14 protein-coding genes are annotated in these 15,907 nt (G+C 72.0%); 8 read left to right on the top strand and 6 right to left on the bottom strand.

From position 1 onward, the window contains the following. Window positions 1–3 precede the first annotated feature (3 nt). Genes AB0P25_RS00690 through AB0P25_RS00680 form a run of 3 tightly spaced genes read right to left on the bottom strand, consistent with a single transcriptional unit; the run spans window position 4 to window position 2,587 of the window. Window positions 4–963 (bottom strand): sucrase ferredoxin, encoded by a 960-nt coding sequence (locus AB0P25_RS00690; RefSeq protein ID WP_363804815.1) that lies wholly within the window; start codon window positions 961–963, stop codon window positions 4–6. After that, window positions 960–2,321, bottom strand: a complete 1,362-nt coding sequence (locus tag AB0P25_RS00685; protein ID WP_363804813.1) for a cupin domain-containing protein — start codon at window positions 2,319–2,321, stop codon at window positions 960–962. The genes AB0P25_RS00690 and AB0P25_RS00685 overlap by 4 nt, the downstream gene beginning before the upstream one ends. Beyond that, window positions 2,321–2,587, bottom strand: coding sequence for a BatC protein (locus AB0P25_RS00680; protein WP_363804812.1), 267 nt, complete (start codon window positions 2,585–2,587; stop codon window positions 2,321–2,323). Before AB0P25_RS00680 ends, AB0P25_RS00685 begins: the two co-directional genes overlap by 1 nt. A 245-nt stretch (window positions 2,588–2,832) precedes the next feature. On the opposite strand from AB0P25_RS00680, the gene AB0P25_RS00675 reads away from it, so the two are divergent. From AB0P25_RS00675 to AB0P25_RS00665, 3 genes are read left to right on the top strand one after another with little or no spacing between them, the layout of a single operon-like run. Beyond that, a complete protein-coding gene (locus AB0P25_RS00675; RefSeq protein WP_363804811.1) occupies window positions 2,833–3,780 on the top strand; it encodes a MetQ/NlpA family ABC transporter substrate-binding protein in 948 nt (315 codons plus the stop codon). Between the two features lie 14 nt (window positions 3,781–3,794). Continuing rightward, entirely contained in the window at window positions 3,795–4,841 is a 1,047-nt protein-coding gene (locus AB0P25_RS00670) for a methionine ABC transporter ATP-binding protein (protein WP_363804809.1), read from the top strand. Beyond that, window positions 4,838–5,497 carry a methionine ABC transporter permease gene (locus tag AB0P25_RS00665; RefSeq protein ID WP_363804807.1) on the top strand — a complete coding sequence of 220 codons (660 nt, stop codon included), beginning with the start codon at window positions 4,838–4,840 and terminating at the stop codon, window positions 5,495–5,497. Before AB0P25_RS00670 ends, AB0P25_RS00665 begins: the two co-directional genes overlap by 4 nt. 84 nt (window positions 5,498–5,581) lie before the next feature. Here the strand turns inward: AB0P25_RS00665 and AB0P25_RS00660 are convergent, their stop codons facing one another. Next, window positions 5,582–6,802, bottom strand: coding sequence for a citrate synthase (locus tag AB0P25_RS00660; protein ID WP_363804805.1), 1,221 nt, complete (start codon window positions 6,800–6,802; stop codon window positions 5,582–5,584). 51 nt (window positions 6,803–6,853) lie between these two features. Here AB0P25_RS00660 and AB0P25_RS00655 point away from each other — a divergent pair, with 51 nt between their 5' ends. Beyond that, complete coding sequence (locus tag AB0P25_RS00655; protein WP_363804804.1) at window positions 6,854–8,020, top strand: citrate synthase; 1,167 nt, start codon at window positions 6,854–6,856, stop codon at window positions 8,018–8,020. 1 nt (window position 8,021) lies between these two features. On the opposite strand, the gene AB0P25_RS00650 is transcribed toward AB0P25_RS00655, so the two are convergent. Then, window positions 8,022–9,575, bottom strand: a complete 1,554-nt coding sequence (locus tag AB0P25_RS00650) for a phosphatase PAP2 family protein (RefSeq protein ID WP_363804802.1) — start codon at window positions 9,573–9,575, stop codon at window positions 8,022–8,024. Window positions 9,576–9,634: 59 nt separating this feature from the next. Between AB0P25_RS00650 and AB0P25_RS00645 the strand changes: the two genes are divergently transcribed. Beyond that, a complete protein-coding gene (locus AB0P25_RS00645; protein WP_363804800.1) occupies window positions 9,635–10,078 on the top strand; it encodes a hypothetical protein in 444 nt (147 codons plus the stop codon). A 71-nt stretch (window positions 10,079–10,149) separates the two neighbouring features. Then, window positions 10,150–11,478: an MFS transporter gene (locus tag AB0P25_RS00640; protein WP_363806207.1), complete on the top strand. Its 1,329-nt coding sequence runs from the start codon at window positions 10,150–10,152 to the stop codon at window positions 11,476–11,478. A 7-nt stretch (window positions 11,479–11,485) separates the two neighbouring features. Here AB0P25_RS00640 and AB0P25_RS00635 read toward each other — a convergent pair whose 3' ends face one another. Next, complete coding sequence (locus AB0P25_RS00635; RefSeq protein WP_363804799.1) at window positions 11,486–13,903, bottom strand: ATP-dependent DNA ligase; 2,418 nt, start codon at window positions 13,901–13,903, stop codon at window positions 11,486–11,488. A gap of 77 nt (window positions 13,904–13,980) precedes the next feature. Here AB0P25_RS00635 and AB0P25_RS00630 point away from each other — a divergent pair, with 77 nt between their 5' ends. Further along, entirely contained in the window at window positions 13,981–14,877 is an 897-nt protein-coding gene (locus AB0P25_RS00630) for a Ku protein (RefSeq protein ID WP_363804798.1), read from the top strand. Between the two features lie 47 nt (window positions 14,878–14,924). Continuing rightward, entirely contained in the window at window positions 14,925–15,854 is a 930-nt protein-coding gene (locus AB0P25_RS00625) for a DNA topoisomerase IB (RefSeq protein ID WP_363804796.1), read from the top strand. The last annotated feature ends 53 nt before the right edge of the window (window positions 15,855–15,907 follow it).

Here is a 15,907-nt window from a genome sequence, read left to right as displayed (position 1 = left end):
CCCTCAGCGCCGGGCGACCGACACGGGGACGAACTCGCGGACCGGGTGCGCGAGCGTGGCGGCGCAGGTGCTGAGCATCGGCTCCGACAAGCGCTCGCCCACCTCGACCGTCAGCCGGTCGGCGTCGTGCTCGAGCTCCACGGTCCAGCCGTGGGGATGGGGGCGCTCCGAGATCTCGCGGAAGGCGTCGACCCGATCGTCGCCGGTCTCGTCCCGGGCGAAGGCCTCGGCGGCCTGCGCGACCGTCGTGAGCGACGTGCGGCCGCGGAGCAGGTCGGGCACCACCCGTCCCTCGGCGTACCGCTCGACGATCGTCTCGGCACGGTCGGCCGTCACCCGTCCGTAGTGCAGGCCGTGCGGGAACACCACCATCGTGGCGGCGAACCGATCGCCGCCGAGGTGCGAGCACTCCCACGTGAACTCGGGATGTGACGCAGCCAACGCCTCGACGACCGGTCGCCCGCGGACGGCGCAGCACTGGTCGTGGCGTGCGTGGGTGCACACGGCGTAGATCGGAGCAGCGCTGGGCTCGCCGGCGCTGCCGTCGAGGGGGAGGTCGAGCAGGTCGGCGGGGTCGTCGACGCGACCCCAGCGGATCGACTCGGACCCCGGACGGCAGTCGACCAGCGCCCAGCGCCACGACGCCTGCTCGCGCCGCTGCGGCGCGCGCAAGCGCGTCCGGCGGATGGCGAGCGGACGGATGCCCGCCGCCTCCGCGCGCGCGACGATCCGCGCCCCTAGCCCGGGATCGAGCTCGGAGTCGAAGAACGCGTGACGCCCCCACCCGCTCTCGATCTCGACCAGCAGCCACCGCTCACCGAACCCGGCCGTCCCGGGAAGCGGATCGCCGCGCTCGAGCGCCCGATTGCTGCATGGCAGCCACTCCTGCACACTGCCGCCGGCCGGCGGACTTCCGGCACGCGCCGCGCCACCCGACGGGTGGTCGGCCGGAACGCTCGTCACGTGGGCGTCGCGGTCCCGAAGTCGGCGGTCGCGCTGCGTTCGCCGTCCGACGAGACACCGGCCGGGTCCGCGAAATCGAACTCGTCCGCATCCTGGGTCGCACCACTGTCGCCCTCGAGGACCACGATGCCCTCCCGGAGCAGCCGTCGCGCGACCACGACCGCCGACCGCTCGTCCAGCGGCAGCTCGGCAACCGCGACCGGGCGTCCGTCGAGCAGCCGCCCGACAGCATCCCGCGCGGCGATCGGCAGCGCCACCTTTTTGGCGGGCAGCCGCACGGTGACCGTCTCCACCTCGACCGTCACGTCCGGGCGCAGGCCCGGGCGGGCGACGACCACGGTGTCCGGCCCCAGCGACTCCGCCGCAGCGATGGTCGCGAGCGGGCGCACGGGCGAGGGCGGCGAGTCCGACCGCTGACGAAGTCGCAACCGCTCAGCGACCGCCGCGGCGATCGCGGGCCGGGCCGACGGGTCCGAGAGCGCGGCGATCAGCGCATCCACGGTCTCGTCCACGACGGGAGCGACCGCGGACGGGTCCGCCGGATCGAAGCCGACCGGGAGGGACGCGCGCAGCGCGGCGACGTCCGCCACCCGGCCCACCGCCTCCCGCACCACGTCCGCCCGCGTGTATGCGGCCACACCGATGGTCAGGTGGACCGAGACGCCGCCCAGCGCCTCCGCCGAGTGGATCCAGCCCCGCGGCAGGTACAGCGCGTCGCCCGGGCGAAACGTCTCGTCGATCACCGGCGCCTCCGCCGCCCGCGCGGCGACCTCGTCCCGGTGGTCGCTCCACGGCTGGTCGCGCAACGGATCGACGTGCACCGGCTCGTGGATGCGCCAGTGCTTCTCGCCCGCGACCTGCAGCACGAACACGTCGTGCACGTCGTAGTGCGGGTCGAACCCGCGCGACGACGCGGGGGTGATGTAGGCGTTCACCTGCGCGGGATGCCCGAGCTCGGCGGACAGGCGCCGCGAGAACTCCGCGACGGCGGGCCAGGTGCGGTGGAGGCCCTGCAGCACGAGGGTGGCCCCGTTCGCGAACTCGGCGAGCACCTTGGCCGAGTCGAGCTGATCGCCGACCTCGGCGCCGAAGCCGCCCGGGCCGGTGAACCGCGACGGCGCGAGGACGGTGCCCTCCTTCGCCATGCGGACGAACGGCGTGCGCAGCGCGCGCGACGAGACCAGGTCATCCACCGCGTCCACGCTGAACAGGTCCGCGAAGCCGTCGCCGCCCAGGTCCGCAGCGCGGGTGAACAGGGGACGGCGGCCCCAGAACTCCTCCGCGAACAGGGACGGGTCGACCGGCACGCAACGCGAAAGCGCGGGCCGGTCGCCCGGCCCGCGCCCGTCCGTCGTCATCAAGCGGACCCGTCGGCTCCGCCGTCGTGGCCGCCGGGGTTGGCGCCGCCGTCGGCTGGGCCTTCGCCCGAGCCGCCCGCGGACCCGTCGGCTCCGCCGTCGTGGCCGCCCGCGTTGGCGCCGCCGTCGGCGGGGCCTTCGCCCGAGCCGCCCGCGGACCCGTCGGCTCCGCCGTCGTGGCCGCCCGCGTTGGCGCCGCCGTCCGCGGGGCCCTCGCCGGAGCCCGCCGCGTCGGTGGTGATGTCGTCGTCGTTGATGTCGCTCATTCCGTCTCCCGTCCGTCCCGTGTTCGTGCGTGTCCCGGAAGCACGTCCCGTGGAGCACGCCGACCCGGCTCACACTACGCGTGGCCCACCGCGAGGGTAAGGGCCGCGTCATGAACGCACGACGAACACCGGGGCGTCACATTTCGAAAGACGTTTTGACCGGATCCGGGAGGCGGGGGAGGCTCGAATCAGCCGCCAACCGTCCGCCGGCGAAATCACATCACACCTTCACGAGAGGCACAGCCATGTCCGACGCCACCCCTCCCACCCCCGCGCTGCCGGAGAAGCCGAAGCGGTCACGCACCGGCTGGTTCGTCGGCATCGGCATCGCCGTCGTCGCGGTCATCGTCGCCGTCGTGCTCGTCGTCGTGAACCTGACGGGATCGGGCGCCGCGACCGCGAAGTCCGTCACCGTGAAGATCGGCACGACCGAGGCGTCCTCCCCGTACTGGGCCGTGCTGAAGAAGGAGGCGGCGAAGGAGGGCATCGACATCCAGACCGTCAACTTCCGCGACTACACGCAGGCCAACCCGGCGCTCGCGGACGGCCAGCTCGATCTGAACCTGTTCCAGCACCTGCAGTTCCTCGCCAACTACGACGTGTCGGCGAAGCAGAACCTGGTCCCGATCGGCGCCACCCTCGTCGTCCCGCTGCCGCTGTACTCCACCAAGCACAAGAGCCTCGAGGACATCCCCCAGGGCGGCAAGATCGCGATCCCGAACGACGCGACCAACCAGGCGCGTGCGCTCCTCGTGCTCCAGAAGGCCGGCCTGCTGAAGCTGAAGAACGGCGGCAGCACGCTCGCGACCCCGGCCGACATCGACGCCTCGGCCTCCAGGGTCACCGTCATCCCGGTGGACGCGGCACAGACCGCTCCGGCGCTCAGCTCCGCCGACGGTGCGATCATCAACAACAACTTCGCGCTCACCGCGGGCATCGACCCGAAGTCGGCTCTGTTCCAGGACGACCCGAAGTCGGAGACCGCTGAGCCGTACATCAACGCCTTCGTCGCCCGTGAGCAGGACAAGGACAACAAGACCTACCTGAAGGTCGCCGAGCTCTACCACACCAAGGCTGTGACGGACGCGGTGCTCGCGGAGTCGAAGAACACCGCGGTCATCGTGAAGCGCGACGAGTCCGACCTGATCGGCATCCTCGACGGTCTGAAGAAGACCATCCAGGCGGCGCAGTAGTGGCGGATCGCCCTGTGCCCACCGGAAGCACTGGCGCGGCTCCGATCATCGAGTTCCGCGGCGTCACCAAGAGCTTCGGCTCGGGTGACGCCGCGGTTCCGGCCGTCGACGACCTCGACCTGAGCATCGGGCGCGGCGAGATCTTCGGCATCATCGGCTATTCGGGCGCGGGCAAGAGCACGCTGGTGCGGCTCATCAACGCGCTCGAACACCCGACGTCGGGCTCGGTCATCGTCGAGGGACGCGACCTCACCACGCTCAAGGAGAAGGAGCTGCGCGGCGTCCGCGCCGGGATCGGGATGATCTTCCAGCAGTTCAACCTGTTCCGCTCGCGGACGGTCTTCGGCAACGTCGCGTACCCGCTGAAGGTCGCGGGCTGGCCGAAGGAGAAGCGTAAGCAGCGCGTCGCCGAACTGCTCGCCTTCGTCGGCCTGACCGACAAGGCGTGGAGCTACCCCGACCAGCTCTCGGGCGGCCAGAAGCAGCGTGTCGGCATCGCCCGCGCGCTCGCGACGAACCCCGACATCCTGCTCGCCGACGAGGCGACCAGCGCGCTCGACCCGGAGACCACCTCCGACGTGCTCGCCCTGCTGAAGCGGGTCAACCGGGAGCTCGGAGTAACCATCGTCGTCATCACCCACGAGATGGAGGTCGTGCGCTCGATCGCCGACCGTGTCGCCGTGCTCGATGCCGGCCGGGTGATCGAGCAGGGCAGCGTCTTCGAGGTGTTCTCCGACCCGCAGACCCCGACGGCTCAGCGGTTCGTCGGCACCGTGCTGCGCAACCAGCCGGGCGAGGCGGACATCGAGCGCCTGCGCGGCAAGCACGCTGGTCGCATCGTCTCGGCGCGCATCCACGACGACGGCCGGCTCGGGTCGGTGCTGTCGGATGCCGTCGGACGGCACGACGTCCGGTTCGAGATCGTCTACGGCGGCATCTCGGCGCTGCAGGGCCGCTCGTTCGGCAGCCTCACCCTCGAACTGCTGGGCGAGCCCGCGAACGTGGATGCGCTGATCGCCGAGCTCCGGACGGTCACCGAGGTCGAGGAGGTGGCCGCATGAGCGACTGGTCGACCCTGTGGCCGGTGTATCTGCAGTCCATCGGCCAGACCCTGTGGATGGTGGTGGCGACGCTCGTGCTCGGCGGCATCCTGGGTCTCGCGCTCGGCGTGCTGCTCTACACGACCCGTCGCGGCGGGCTGCTGGAGAACCGCACGCTGTTCACGGTCCTCAACGTGCTCGTGAACTTCATCCGTCCCATCCCGTTCATCATCTTCATGACGGCGATCGCGCCGCTCACGCAGCTGGTGCTCGGGACGTTCCTCGGCACGCCGGCGGCGATCTTCCCGATGACGATCGCGGCGACGTTCGGCATCTCGCGGATCGTGGAGCAGAACCTCGTCACCATCGAGCCGGGCGTCATCGAGGCGGCCCGCGCCATGGGGTCGAGCCCGTGGCGGATCATCACGACCCTGCTGATCCCGGAGGCGCTGGGCCCCCTCATCCTGGGCTACACGTTCATCTTCGTGGCGATCGTCGACCTGTCCGCGATCGCGGGCAGCATCGGCGGCGGCGGCCTGGGCGACTTCGCGATCTCCTACGGCTACCAGCGGTACAACTGGGCCGTCACCTGGATCGCGGTCATCACCATCGTGATCCTGGTGCAGGCCGCGCAGTTCCTCGGCAACTGGCTGGCGCGCAAGGCGCTGCGCCGCTGAAGCACTCCATCCAGGGGACGCAACACGCCGTTACGCGCCGCGCATAACGGCGTGTTGCGTCCCATCACGGGGATGAGCGCGGTGTCAGTCGCCGACGTAGCGGCCGACGGGACGCAGCCGCAGCGGCGGCTGGGCGTACTCGTCGAGGGCGTGGACCAGCCAGCCGACCGTGCGGGCCGTGGCGAACAGCACCTCGCCGGCGTCGTCGCGCATGGCGCACGCGACCGTGAGCGCGCCCAGCGCGAGGTCGACGTTGGGGTGCGCGCCGGTGCGGTCCCGCATCACCGTCGCCACCGTGTCGACGGCCTCGGCGACCCGGGCATGGCGCGGATCGGCGGCGAGCATGCCGAGCAGGATGCGCGCCCGCGGGTCGCCCTCCGGGTAGAGCGGCTGTCCGAATCCCGGGACCGGTCCATGCGCGGTGAGGACGGTGTCCGCCACCGCGCGCGCGGCGTCCTCGCCGGCGACCACCCGTGCGAGCAGCCGATGGGCAGCACGGCTGGCGTTCCCGTGCAGCGGGGAGTCGAGGGCGCCCAGCCCCGCGACGACGACGCCGTAGGGCGTGGCGCGGGCCGACGCGGCGGCGCGAGCGGCCAGCGTCGAGATCGCGATGTCGTGGTCGAGGAGGAGGACGAGGGCCGCGTCGAGCAGAGCGGTGTCGGACGGGTCCGGCTCGGTCGCGACGAGACGGCGGTGGAGGCGGTGGGCGAGCGGCGAGCCGTCTCGGACGGATGGGAGCTCCGGCTCCGCACCACGCACGGGGAGCACGTCCACCATCCCCGCCACCAGCCGCTCGGCGGCGCTGGCGACGATTCCAGGATCGACCGACGCGCGCAGCGGGTCGGCCGCCGCCAGTGCCGCGACGGCCACCAGCTGCCGGTCGCGGTCTCCCGCCGACGCGGGGAGTGCCGCGGACGCCGCCCGCGCCGCCTCGAGTCCCGCGCCGTGCGAGAAGTGCGCCGCCGCATCCCACCGCCCGGTGAGCGCCCACCGCGCGACTGTCTCGAACGGCTCGGTCGCGAGTTCCGACACGGGCCGGCCCCGGTAGAACAGCTCGCCGTCCTCGATGAGCGCGAAGCGCGTCTCGATCACCATGAGCGGTCGGCCCTCGGAGTGCCCCGGCGCCGGAGGCCGCCGTCGCCGGGTCGCGGCGAAGCGTTCGACCTCGAGCGGGTCGAAGGTCGATCCTTCGGCCGTCCGTTGCCGTTGCAGGCGCCCGCGCGCGACGTAGGCGTACAGGGTCTCGAGCTTGACGCCGAGGCGTTCGGCGGTCTGCTCCGCGGTGAGGCGGGGGAGCGCATCCATGTTGATCCGATCAACGTTGACGAGGCGATGAATCCAGTTCACCATACCGGTATGGACAGGATGGACGACACCCTCATCGACGTCCCGCGCGGACTCACGAACGTGGTGGCGGCGCGCACCGAACTCGGCGACGTGCGCGGCCACGAGGGCTTCTACCACTACCGCCAGTACTCGGCGGTGGACATCGCGCGCGAGCGGACGTTCGAGGAGGCCTGGTACCTCCTGCTGTTCGGCGCGCTGCCCGACCCGGCCGAGTCGGACGCGTTCCGCGCCCGGATCGCCGCCTCCCGCGCCCTCCCGGACGATGTGCGTGCCCTGCTCCCGGCCATCGCGCGCCTGACGGCGGACGGCGACGCCCTCGCCGGACTCCGGATGGCGCTCGCCGCCGTCGCCGCCGCGGATCGCGTCCGGCCGCTGTATGACGAGGACTCCGACGAACGGATGCGCGACGCGATCCGCGCCGCGGCCGTCACGCCGGTGCTCCTCGCCTCGCTCCACGCGCTCGCGGCCGGCCGGGAACCGCTCGCGCCCCGCGACGACCTCGGCCACGTCGCCGGCTACCTGTACCTCGTCACCGGCCGCGTCCCGACGCAGCAGGAGGAGCGCGCCCTGAGCGCGTACATGACCGCGGCGATCGACCACGGCTTCAACGCGTCCACGTTCACCGCACGGGTCATCGCGTCGACGGGAGCGGATCTCGCGTCGGCCGTCGGCGGCGCCCTCGGCGCCCTCTCCGGACCGCTGCACGGCGGCGCGCCGAGCCGCGCGCTCGACACGCTCGACGAGATCGGCACGCCCGACCGCACCGACGAGTGGGTGCGCCGCACGCTGGCCGAAGGCGGCCGGGTCATGGGCTTCGGGCACGCGGTCTACCGCACGGAGGATCCCCGCTCGCGGATGCTGCGGGAGTTCGCCCAGGGTTTCGGCGGTCCGCGGGTCGAGTTCGCCGTCCAGGTGGAGCGCCGCGTCCAGGAACTGCTCGCGGAGTTGAAGCCGGGACGCGAGCTGCACACGAACGTGGAGTTCTACGCCGGTGTCGTGATGGAGCTCTGCGGCATCCCGCGCGAGATGTTCACGCCGACGTTCGCCGCGGCGCGGGTCGTCGGCTGGACCGCGCACATCCTGGAGCAGGCCGCCGACGGCAAGATCCTGCGCCCCTCGTCACGCTACGTCGGTCCTGCGGCGCCGGAACCGCTGCCCGCGCGCGTCCCGGCCTGACTCACTCCCGCGGCGCGTACACGCGCAGACCCCGCGGCACGACGCGCAGGCGCAGCCGCTTCGGGTCTCCGGGCGTGCTGGTGGACGCCTCCCCGTCGTGGGCGTAGCCCGGATCGTCGCCGTCGGCCGCGATCTCGATCGCCTCGGCCGTGCGGGCCTCGAGGGCCGGAGGCCCCTGAAGGAACGGGAGGCGCGCGGCCAGCGCGTCCGTGCGGCCGCCGAACGCCAGGGCCAGGGCGCCGCGCGTCCGCGGCTTGCCTCCGGCGGCGAGGATGCGCACGTCAAGCACGCGGTCGTCCAGCCGACGACGCTCGATCGGCGCGACCGACGGCGGGTAGTACCGGTCGACGCCGACGAACACGGACCAGACCTGACGGGCTCGTCCGTCGATCTCCACCTCCAGCGGCTCGCTGCGGCGGACGGTGCGGATGGCCGAGATCAGGGCGGCGATCGGCTTGCCGAGGCGCTTCTCGTGCCGCTCCCGCTCTTCCACGAACGCCGGGTAGAGGCCGACGGACGCGGTGTTGAGGACCGTGCGGGTGGTGCCGTCGCCGAACTCCAGCTCGGCCACATCCACCTCCCGGCCGCAGCCGTCGGCCAGCGCTGCGAGAGCCTGGTCTACGGAGTCGACGAGTACGGCGCGGGCGAAGTGGTTGAAGGTACCGCCGGGGAGGACGAGGAGGGGCAGGTCGGCTGCGCGCGCGGCGTCCGCCACGGTGGCGACCGTGCCGTCGCCGCCCCAGACGCCGAGGGCCTGCGGCGGGTCGGCGGCAGCCAGCCGGTCGGCGATGACCTGCGCGACGTCCTCGTGCTCGGAGAGCTCGTGCACCTCCGCCTCGGGCAGAGCCGAGCGCAGGAGCGGCCCCGGCGCGGGGCGTCCGAGTCCCCGGCCGGAGCCGGGATTGGCGACGATGAAGACGCCGGCGCCGGTCGTCGTGGCGGGCAGGTCGACGGTCTCGGCGGTCGGCGGGTCCCGACGGTCGACGACCGGTCGGGCCAGCCCCGCGGCCGCCTTCACGGCGACGGCCGCGCCGACGCCGATCGCCGCGCCGCCCGCGACATCCGAGAACCAGTGCGCGCCCGTGTGCAGCCGCGAGTATCCGACCCCGGCCGCGACGGGCGCGAGGACGGCGCCGGCGGCGGGCCACTCCAAGCCGGCTCCGGTGGCGAATGCGGCGGCGCTCGCCGTGTGACCGGAGGGGAACGACGGCGACGTCGGGGAGCGGTCCAGCCTGCGGGCGATCGGGATGGTGGTGAGCGCCGGGCGGTCGCCCCCGACCAGGCGCTTCCCGACCAGATTCGCGACCAGGCTCGCGAGACCCAGGGAGGCGAGACCGCGCACGGCCGCACGCGGGCGCCCCAGCGCGACCAGGACGAACGCCGCGACGAACCACAGCTTGCCGTGGTTGGCGAACCGGGTGAGGCCGCGCCAGAAGCCGTCGACCCCGGGCCCCGTCGTGCGGGCATTGATCCGGCGCGCGACGGCCTCGTCCACCCGCTCGGCGCGGTCGGGGAACGGGAGGCGAGCGTGCCGGCGGCGTCGAGAAGTGGCCATGCCCGCAATCTACGCCGACCGTGCTCCGCGCCGGGACGACGGGCGGTAGGATCGACGACGTGAGCACGCACGTCATCTCCCAGCCCAACGAGCACGAGCGCGAGGTCGTCGCATCCGACGAGCAGGGCACGCTCGTCCGCAGCCTGAGCACGGTCCTCCCGAGCGCGCTCGGCAACCTCCTCGCCACGCTTGTGGTCCTGGTATCGCTGGTGATCGGCGTCATCAGCCTCGTGTACACGTGGACCGGGAACGCCGACCAGTTCCTCCCGTTCTTCCAGGTGACCGTCGCGGCGACCATCGTCTCGCTCAACGCGCTGTACGCCCGCCACACCTTCAGCTACGTGATCACGCTGATCGGCGCCATCCTCTGGCTCTGGGTCTCGGTCACCCCCTTCACCCCGTTCTTCCAGGTGCTGCTCCAGGCGATCACCGTCGTGATCATGCTGTGGGGCGTGGTGGTGTCCACCGCCGCGGTCCGTCTCAGCAAGCAGCCCCGGTTCTGAGCGGGGACCCGGCGGACCGCACCGCCGACCCCGCCGCGCAGGTCGACCCGACCGCGCCGATCGACGCCGGTGTGCCCGCGGGCGAGACCGCGCAGCAGCATCCACGGCGGCGCCATTTCGTCGACCTCTCGCCGCTGCGCGAGTCGCCCGCGTTCGCGCGCCTCTGGCTGGGCGGCGCGATCTCCGGCATCGGCACGCAGATGACGGTCGTCGCGGTCGGCCTGCACATCTTCGACCTGACGCACTCGACGCTCGCCGTCTCGCTCGTCGCGCTGTTCGCCCTGGTCCCGATGATCGTCTTCGGGCTGTACGGCGGCGTCCTCGCCGACGCGTTCGACCGCCGCAAGGTCGCGCTGGTGACGGCGATCGTGGCCTGGCTGTCGACGGCGGCGCTCGCCCTGCTCGCGTGGACCGGCGTCCCGGTGGTCTGGCCGCTCTACATCCTGACCACGATCAACGCGGTCGCCGGCGTGATGATCGGCGCGACCCGGCAGGCGATCACGCCGCGCCTGCTTCCGACGAGCCTGCTCCCCGCCGCCAGCGCCCTCGGCGGCATCTCCATGGGCGTCATGGTCACGGTGGGCCCGGCGCTCGCCGGCCTGCTGGTCGCGACCGTGGGCATCCCGTGGACCTACACCGTGGACGCGGTGCTCTTCACGGCCGCTTTCCTCGGCATCTTCACGCTGCCGGCGATCGTGCCGGAGGGGGAGCGGACCGGCGCCGGCCTGGCGTCGGTGCTCGAGGGGCTGCGGTTCCTGCGCACGGCCCCGAACCTCAGCATGACCTTCGTCCTCGACGTCATCGCGATGACGTTCGGTCAGCCGCGCGCCCTGTTCCCGGCCGTCGGCGCGCTCCTCATCGGCGGCGGACCGATCACCGTGGGCATCCTCACCGCGGCGGGCGCGGTCGGCACGCTCGCGTCGAGCGTGTTCTCGGGGCGCCTGGGCAGCGTCCGCTGGCAGGGCCGCGCGGTGGAGCGGGCGATCATCGTGTACGGCGCGAGCATCCTCGGGTTCGGCCTCGTGCTCGCGGTCGTCGCGTTCACGGGGACCGCGGGAGGCGGCGCCTCGCTCGCCCAGGCCAACCTCCCGGCGCTGCTGGTCGCCACACTGCTGCTCGCGGCCTCCGGCGCGGCCGACAACGTGAGCTCGATCTTCCGCATGACGATCCTCCAGGCCTCGGCGCCCGATGTGATGCGCGGCCGGTTGCAGGGCGTCTTCACGGTCGTGGTGACCGGCGGCCCCCGCCTCGGCGATCTGTACATCGGCGTGCTGGCCCTGACCGGCGCGCTGTGGTTCCCGCCGCTGCTCGGCGGTCTGCTGATCGTGGTGCTCGTCGCGACGATCGTGCGCATCCAGGGCTCGTTCCGCCGCTACGACGCGCTCGCGCCCACGCCGTAGGCGGGCGTCAGGACTCGCGCACCACCTGGTCGGGGCGCTTGTCGGGCCGCAGCCCCCGCCAGGACGGCTGTCGCAGCCTCCCCGGTCCCGTCCACTCGGCGAACTCGACCTCGCCGACGAGGTCCGGTCGCACCCAGTGCGCGCCGCGCGCATCCGCTGACGGGACGCCCTCCATCGTCCGGGTCTTCCGCTCCAGCTTCGCGAGCTTCGCGCTCAGGTCGTCGAGCGCTCGGTCGCTGAAGCCGGTGCCGACCTTGCCCACGTACTGCAGCCTGTCACCGTCCGGGATGCCGAGGAGGAGCGCACCGATGGTGTTCGCGCGGCGGCCGTTGCCGGGCGTCCACCCGGCGATGACGACCTCCTGGGTGAGGTGGTGCTTGATCTTGATCCAGGAGCGCGAGCGGCGCCCTGTCGCGTAGGTGCTGTCGCGCCGCTTCGCCATCACGCCTTCGAGGCCGAGCTCCTTGCTGGACGCGACCGCGTGCGCCAGGTCGCCGTCGAACGCCGGCGGCACCTGGACGACGTCGCCGCGCCCGGGCCGGAGCACGTCGGACAGCAGCGACCGCCGCTCGTCGTACGGGTCGCGCGTGTGCTTCGTCCCGTCGACCTCCAGCACGTCGAACACCATGTAGTGGGCGGGCGCGCGCTTCAGCGCGGACTGCACGTCGGCGGGCCGGGTCAGTCCCATCCGCGTCTGCAGCAGCCCGAAGTCGGGCCGGCCCTGCGGGTTGAGGGTCACGATCTCGCCGTCGAGGACGAGGTCGTGGTCGCCGGCGAGGTCGACCACCCCGGCGAGATCCGGGTAGGTGACGGTGACGTCGTTGCCGTTCCGGGTCGTCAGCCGGAGGCGCGCGTCGCGCACCTCGGCGACCGCGCGGATGCCGTCCCATTTCATCTCGAACGCCCACTCGTCCTCGTCCGAGATGTCCGCCGCCGAGCCGAGGGTCGCGAGCATGGGGGAGACCGGGGTCCCGGTGATCGGCGGCCCGGGCTCGCGCGGTGTCCGGGGCGTGTGCTCCTCCTCGCCGTCCAGCTTCATCCGGTGGATCAGCCAGTTCTTCTCGTCCCCGCCCTGCTTCGTCCGGATCAGCGCGAACTTCTGCGGCACCCCGCCGAGGCCCCCGTCCGGCTGGCCGTGCAGCGTCGCGATCACCTCGTCGTCGCGCCACTTCTCCAGCTCGTAGTCGCCGTGGTCCCAGATGTCGACGTGCCCTGCGCCGTACTCGCCGTGCGGGATGTCGCCGGCGAAGCCCCCGTACTCGAGCGGATGGTCCTCGGTGTGCACCGCGAGGTGGTTCTGCTTCGGGTCGGTCGGTGTGCCTTTCGGTAGCGCCCAGCTGACCAGCACGCCGTCGTTCTCCAGCCGGAAGTCCCAGTGCAGCCGACGCGCGTGGTGCTCCTGGATGACGAACGAGCGCCCCTCGCGCGCCTCCGGCCGGTCGGCGGGCACCGGTTCCGGCGTCTTCGCGGCGTCGCGCATCGAGCGGTACGTCGACAGCCGGTCCGGCTCCGTCGCCCGCGCTCCGGAGTGCGCGGCATCCAGGTCCGCCAGCAGATCGCCACGGCGCTGCACCCGCTGCATCACCTCGCGGTAGTCGAGGTGCCGGAGGTCCTTGGACGCGAGCTCGCGCCACGTCCGCGGCGCCGCCACCGTCGGCTCGAACCGACCGCGCAGGGAGTACGGCGCGATGGTCGTCTTCGACCCGTTGTTCTGGCTCCAGTCGACCAGCACCTTGCCGGCCCGCAGCGACTTCTTCATGTCGCTGACCACGAGGTCCGGATGGTCGGACTCCAGCACCCGCGCCAGTTCGTGCGCGACCGCCGAGACCTGGTCGCTGGTCTGCGACCCGTCCAGCGCGGCGTACAGGTGGATGCCCTTCGACCCGGAGGTCACCGGGAACGGCTCCAGTCCCATGTCGGTGAGGATGGTGCGCGCCATCCGGGCGACCTCCGCGCAATCGGCGAGGGTGACGCCCTCTCCGGGGTCGAGGTCGAGCACGAGCCGGTCCGGGTTGCCGCGCTCGCCGTCCCGACCCACCCGCCACTGCGGCACGTGGATCTCGAGCGACGCGATCTGCGCGAGCCAGATGAGCGTGGCCCGGTCGTTCACGAGCGGATACGTCTTTGGTCCGGAGGAGTGCTGGATGGTCGCCTCGCGCACCCAGTCGGGCGTCGAGCGCTCGTCGAGATCCTTCTGGAAGAACACCTGCCCCGGGTCCTCCGGGGTCCCGACGCCGTGCACCCAGCGCTTGCGCGTGGCGATGCGGTCGCGGACGTGGGGGATCATCGCCTCCGCGACCGCGCTGTAGTAGCCGAAGACGTCCGCCTTCGTGGTTCCGGTGGCGGGATACATCACCTTGTCGAGGTTGGTCAGCTTGAGGCGGTGGCCGTCGATGTCGACGACCTCGGTGTCCGGCGCGGCCATAGGCACACCGTACGCCGTACCGGTGCATTCCCTGATCACTGCTTGAAAATGCGCTGATCCCCGGACACGATGGGCACATGAGGGCCATTTGGACGGGCGCCATCACCTTCGGACTCGTGAACGTCCCGGTGAAGGTGTACAGCGCAACCGAGGATCACGACGTCCCGCTGCACCAGGTGCACGACGAGGACGGCGGACGGATCCGCTACCAGCGACGCTGCGAGATCGACGGCAAGGTGATCCCGTACGAGCACATCGCGAAGGCGTACGACGACGGCGAACGGACCGTCATCCTCACGCCCGAGGACATCGCGTCCCTGCCCTCCGAGCGCAGCCGCGAGATCGACGTCGTCGAGTTCGTCCCCAACGACCAGCTCGACCCGCTCATGTTCGACCGCAGCTACTACCTGGAGCCCGACTCCAAGTCGCTCAAGGCGTACGCGCTGCTGCGCAAGACGCTCGAGGACGAGGAGCGCACCGCGATCGTGGAGTTCGCCCTCCGCCAGAAGACGCGCCTCGCCGCGCTGCGCGTGCGCGGCAAGGTCCTCGTGCTGCAGACGCTGCTCTGGCACGACGAGATCCGCGCAGCGGACTTCCCGTCGCTCGACCAGGAGCCGCGGGTCACCGACCGCGAGCTGCAGCTCTCCAGCGCGCTCATGGAGAGCTTCGCCGGCGACTTCGAGCCGGAGAAGTTCAGCGACGAGTACCAGGTGGAGCTGCGGAAGCTCATCGACGCCAAGCTGGAGGAGGGCGACAGCGTCGACACCGCCGCGACCTTCGGCGAGGAGGAGTCCGAGAAGAAGGGCGGCGGCGAGGTCATCGACCTGATGGAGGCCCTGCAGCGCAGTGTCGAGCGCAGCCGGTCGACCAAGTCGTCCTCGGGGTCGTCCGCCTCCACGGCGAAGAAGGCTCCCGCCAAGAAGGCTCCCTCGAAGAAGGCACCGGCCAAGAAGTCTGCGAAGAAGCCCGCGTGACGCGGCTGAAGCGCAGCAACCCGTCCGGCCCTGGCTATCACCGGAGGATGACCGACAAGGGACCGGTCTACGAGGACGAAGCGGGCAACCGCATCGTCGACGAGCACGAGCTGGAGCGCATCCGGTCCCTCGTGCTCCCGCCCGCGTGGGAGGACGTGTGGATCTCCCCGGACGCGCGCGGCCACATCCAGGCCGTCGGCACCGATCAGGCCGGGCGCCGCCAGTACCGGTACCACGACTCGTGGCGCCTGCATCAGGACCGTCTGAAGTTCGAGCGGGCGGCCCAGCTCGCCGAGACCCTGCCCTCGGCCCGCCGGAAGGTGACCATGGACCTGCGCGAGGAGGGCTTCGGGCGGGACCGCATCCTGGCCGCCGCCTTCCGTATCATCGACCTCGGCAGCGTCCGGATCGGCAGCGAGGAGTACCTGCACGCCAACGGGAGCCGCGGCCTCACCACGCTGCTGTGCCGGCACGCCAGCATCGACGGCGACGACATCACGTTGACCTTCCCGGCGAAGTCGGCGCAGAAGTGGACGAGCACGATCAGCGACGAGGACCTGGCGGAGCTGCTGCGCCAGATCCAGGCGCTCCGCGGCCAGCGGTCACGGCTGCTGTCGTGGAAGGACGGCACCTGGCACACCATCCGCCCGGCGTCGCTCAACGAGTACATCCGGCGGCAGACGCGCGGCGAGTTCACGGCGAAGGACTTCCGGACGCTGAAGGGCACGATCGTCGCGGCGACGGCGCTGGCCGACCTCGGGCTGGCGGGCTCGGACTCGCAGCGCAAGAAGCGGATCAGCGCCGCCGTCAACGAGGCGGCCTCCGCCCTCGGCAACACGCCGACGATCGCCCGCAACAGCTACATCGACCCGCGCATCTTCGACCGCTACCGCAACGGCGAGGTGATCGACACCTCCCGCGTCCCGGAGGCCGCCCTCCTCGACCTCCTCGACGCGGGCCCGCGCGCGCCCGAGTAGCCCGCGATTCGTGCCGAATCGTCGCTATTCGCCACGAATAGCGACGATTCGGC

Source organism: Leifsonia sp. NPDC077715, assembly GCF_040686855.1.
GTDB lineage: Bacteria > Actinomycetota > Actinomycetes > Actinomycetales > Microbacteriaceae > Leifsonia.
This window is presented reverse-complemented; position numbering and strand designations above follow the sequence as displayed.

Excerpts from the sequence above, each read along its gene's own strand:
- AB0P25_RS00685 (WP_363804813.1), bottom strand. The coding sequence starts at position 2,321 with ATGACGACGGACGGGCGCGGGCCGGGCGACCGGCCCGCGCTTTCGCGT.
- AB0P25_RS00680 (WP_363804812.1), bottom strand. The coding sequence starts at position 2,587 with ATGAGCGACATCAACGACGACGACATCACCACCGACGCGGCGGGCTCC.
- AB0P25_RS00675 (WP_363804811.1), top strand. The coding sequence starts at position 2,833 with ATGTCCGACGCCACCCCTCCCACCCCCGCGCTGCCGGAGAAGCCGAAG.
- AB0P25_RS00665 (WP_363804807.1), top strand. The coding sequence starts at position 4,838 with ATGAGCGACTGGTCGACCCTGTGGCCGGTGTATCTGCAGTCCATCGGC.
- AB0P25_RS00660 (WP_363804805.1), bottom strand. The coding sequence starts at position 6,802 with ATGGATGCGCTCCCCCGCCTCACCGCGGAGCAGACCGCCGAACGCCTC.
- AB0P25_RS00655 (WP_363804804.1), top strand. The coding sequence starts at position 6,854 with ATGGACAGGATGGACGACACCCTCATCGACGTCCCGCGCGGACTCACG.
- AB0P25_RS00650 (WP_363804802.1), bottom strand. The coding sequence starts at position 9,575 with ATGGCCACTTCTCGACGCCGCCGGCACGCTCGCCTCCCGTTCCCCGAC.
- AB0P25_RS00635 (WP_363804799.1), bottom strand. The coding sequence starts at position 13,903 with ATGGCCGCGCCGGACACCGAGGTCGTCGACATCGACGGCCACCGCCTC.
- AB0P25_RS00630 (WP_363804798.1), top strand. The coding sequence starts at position 13,981 with ATGAGGGCCATTTGGACGGGCGCCATCACCTTCGGACTCGTGAACGTC.
- AB0P25_RS00625 (WP_363804796.1), top strand. The coding sequence starts at position 14,925 with ATGACCGACAAGGGACCGGTCTACGAGGACGAAGCGGGCAACCGCATC.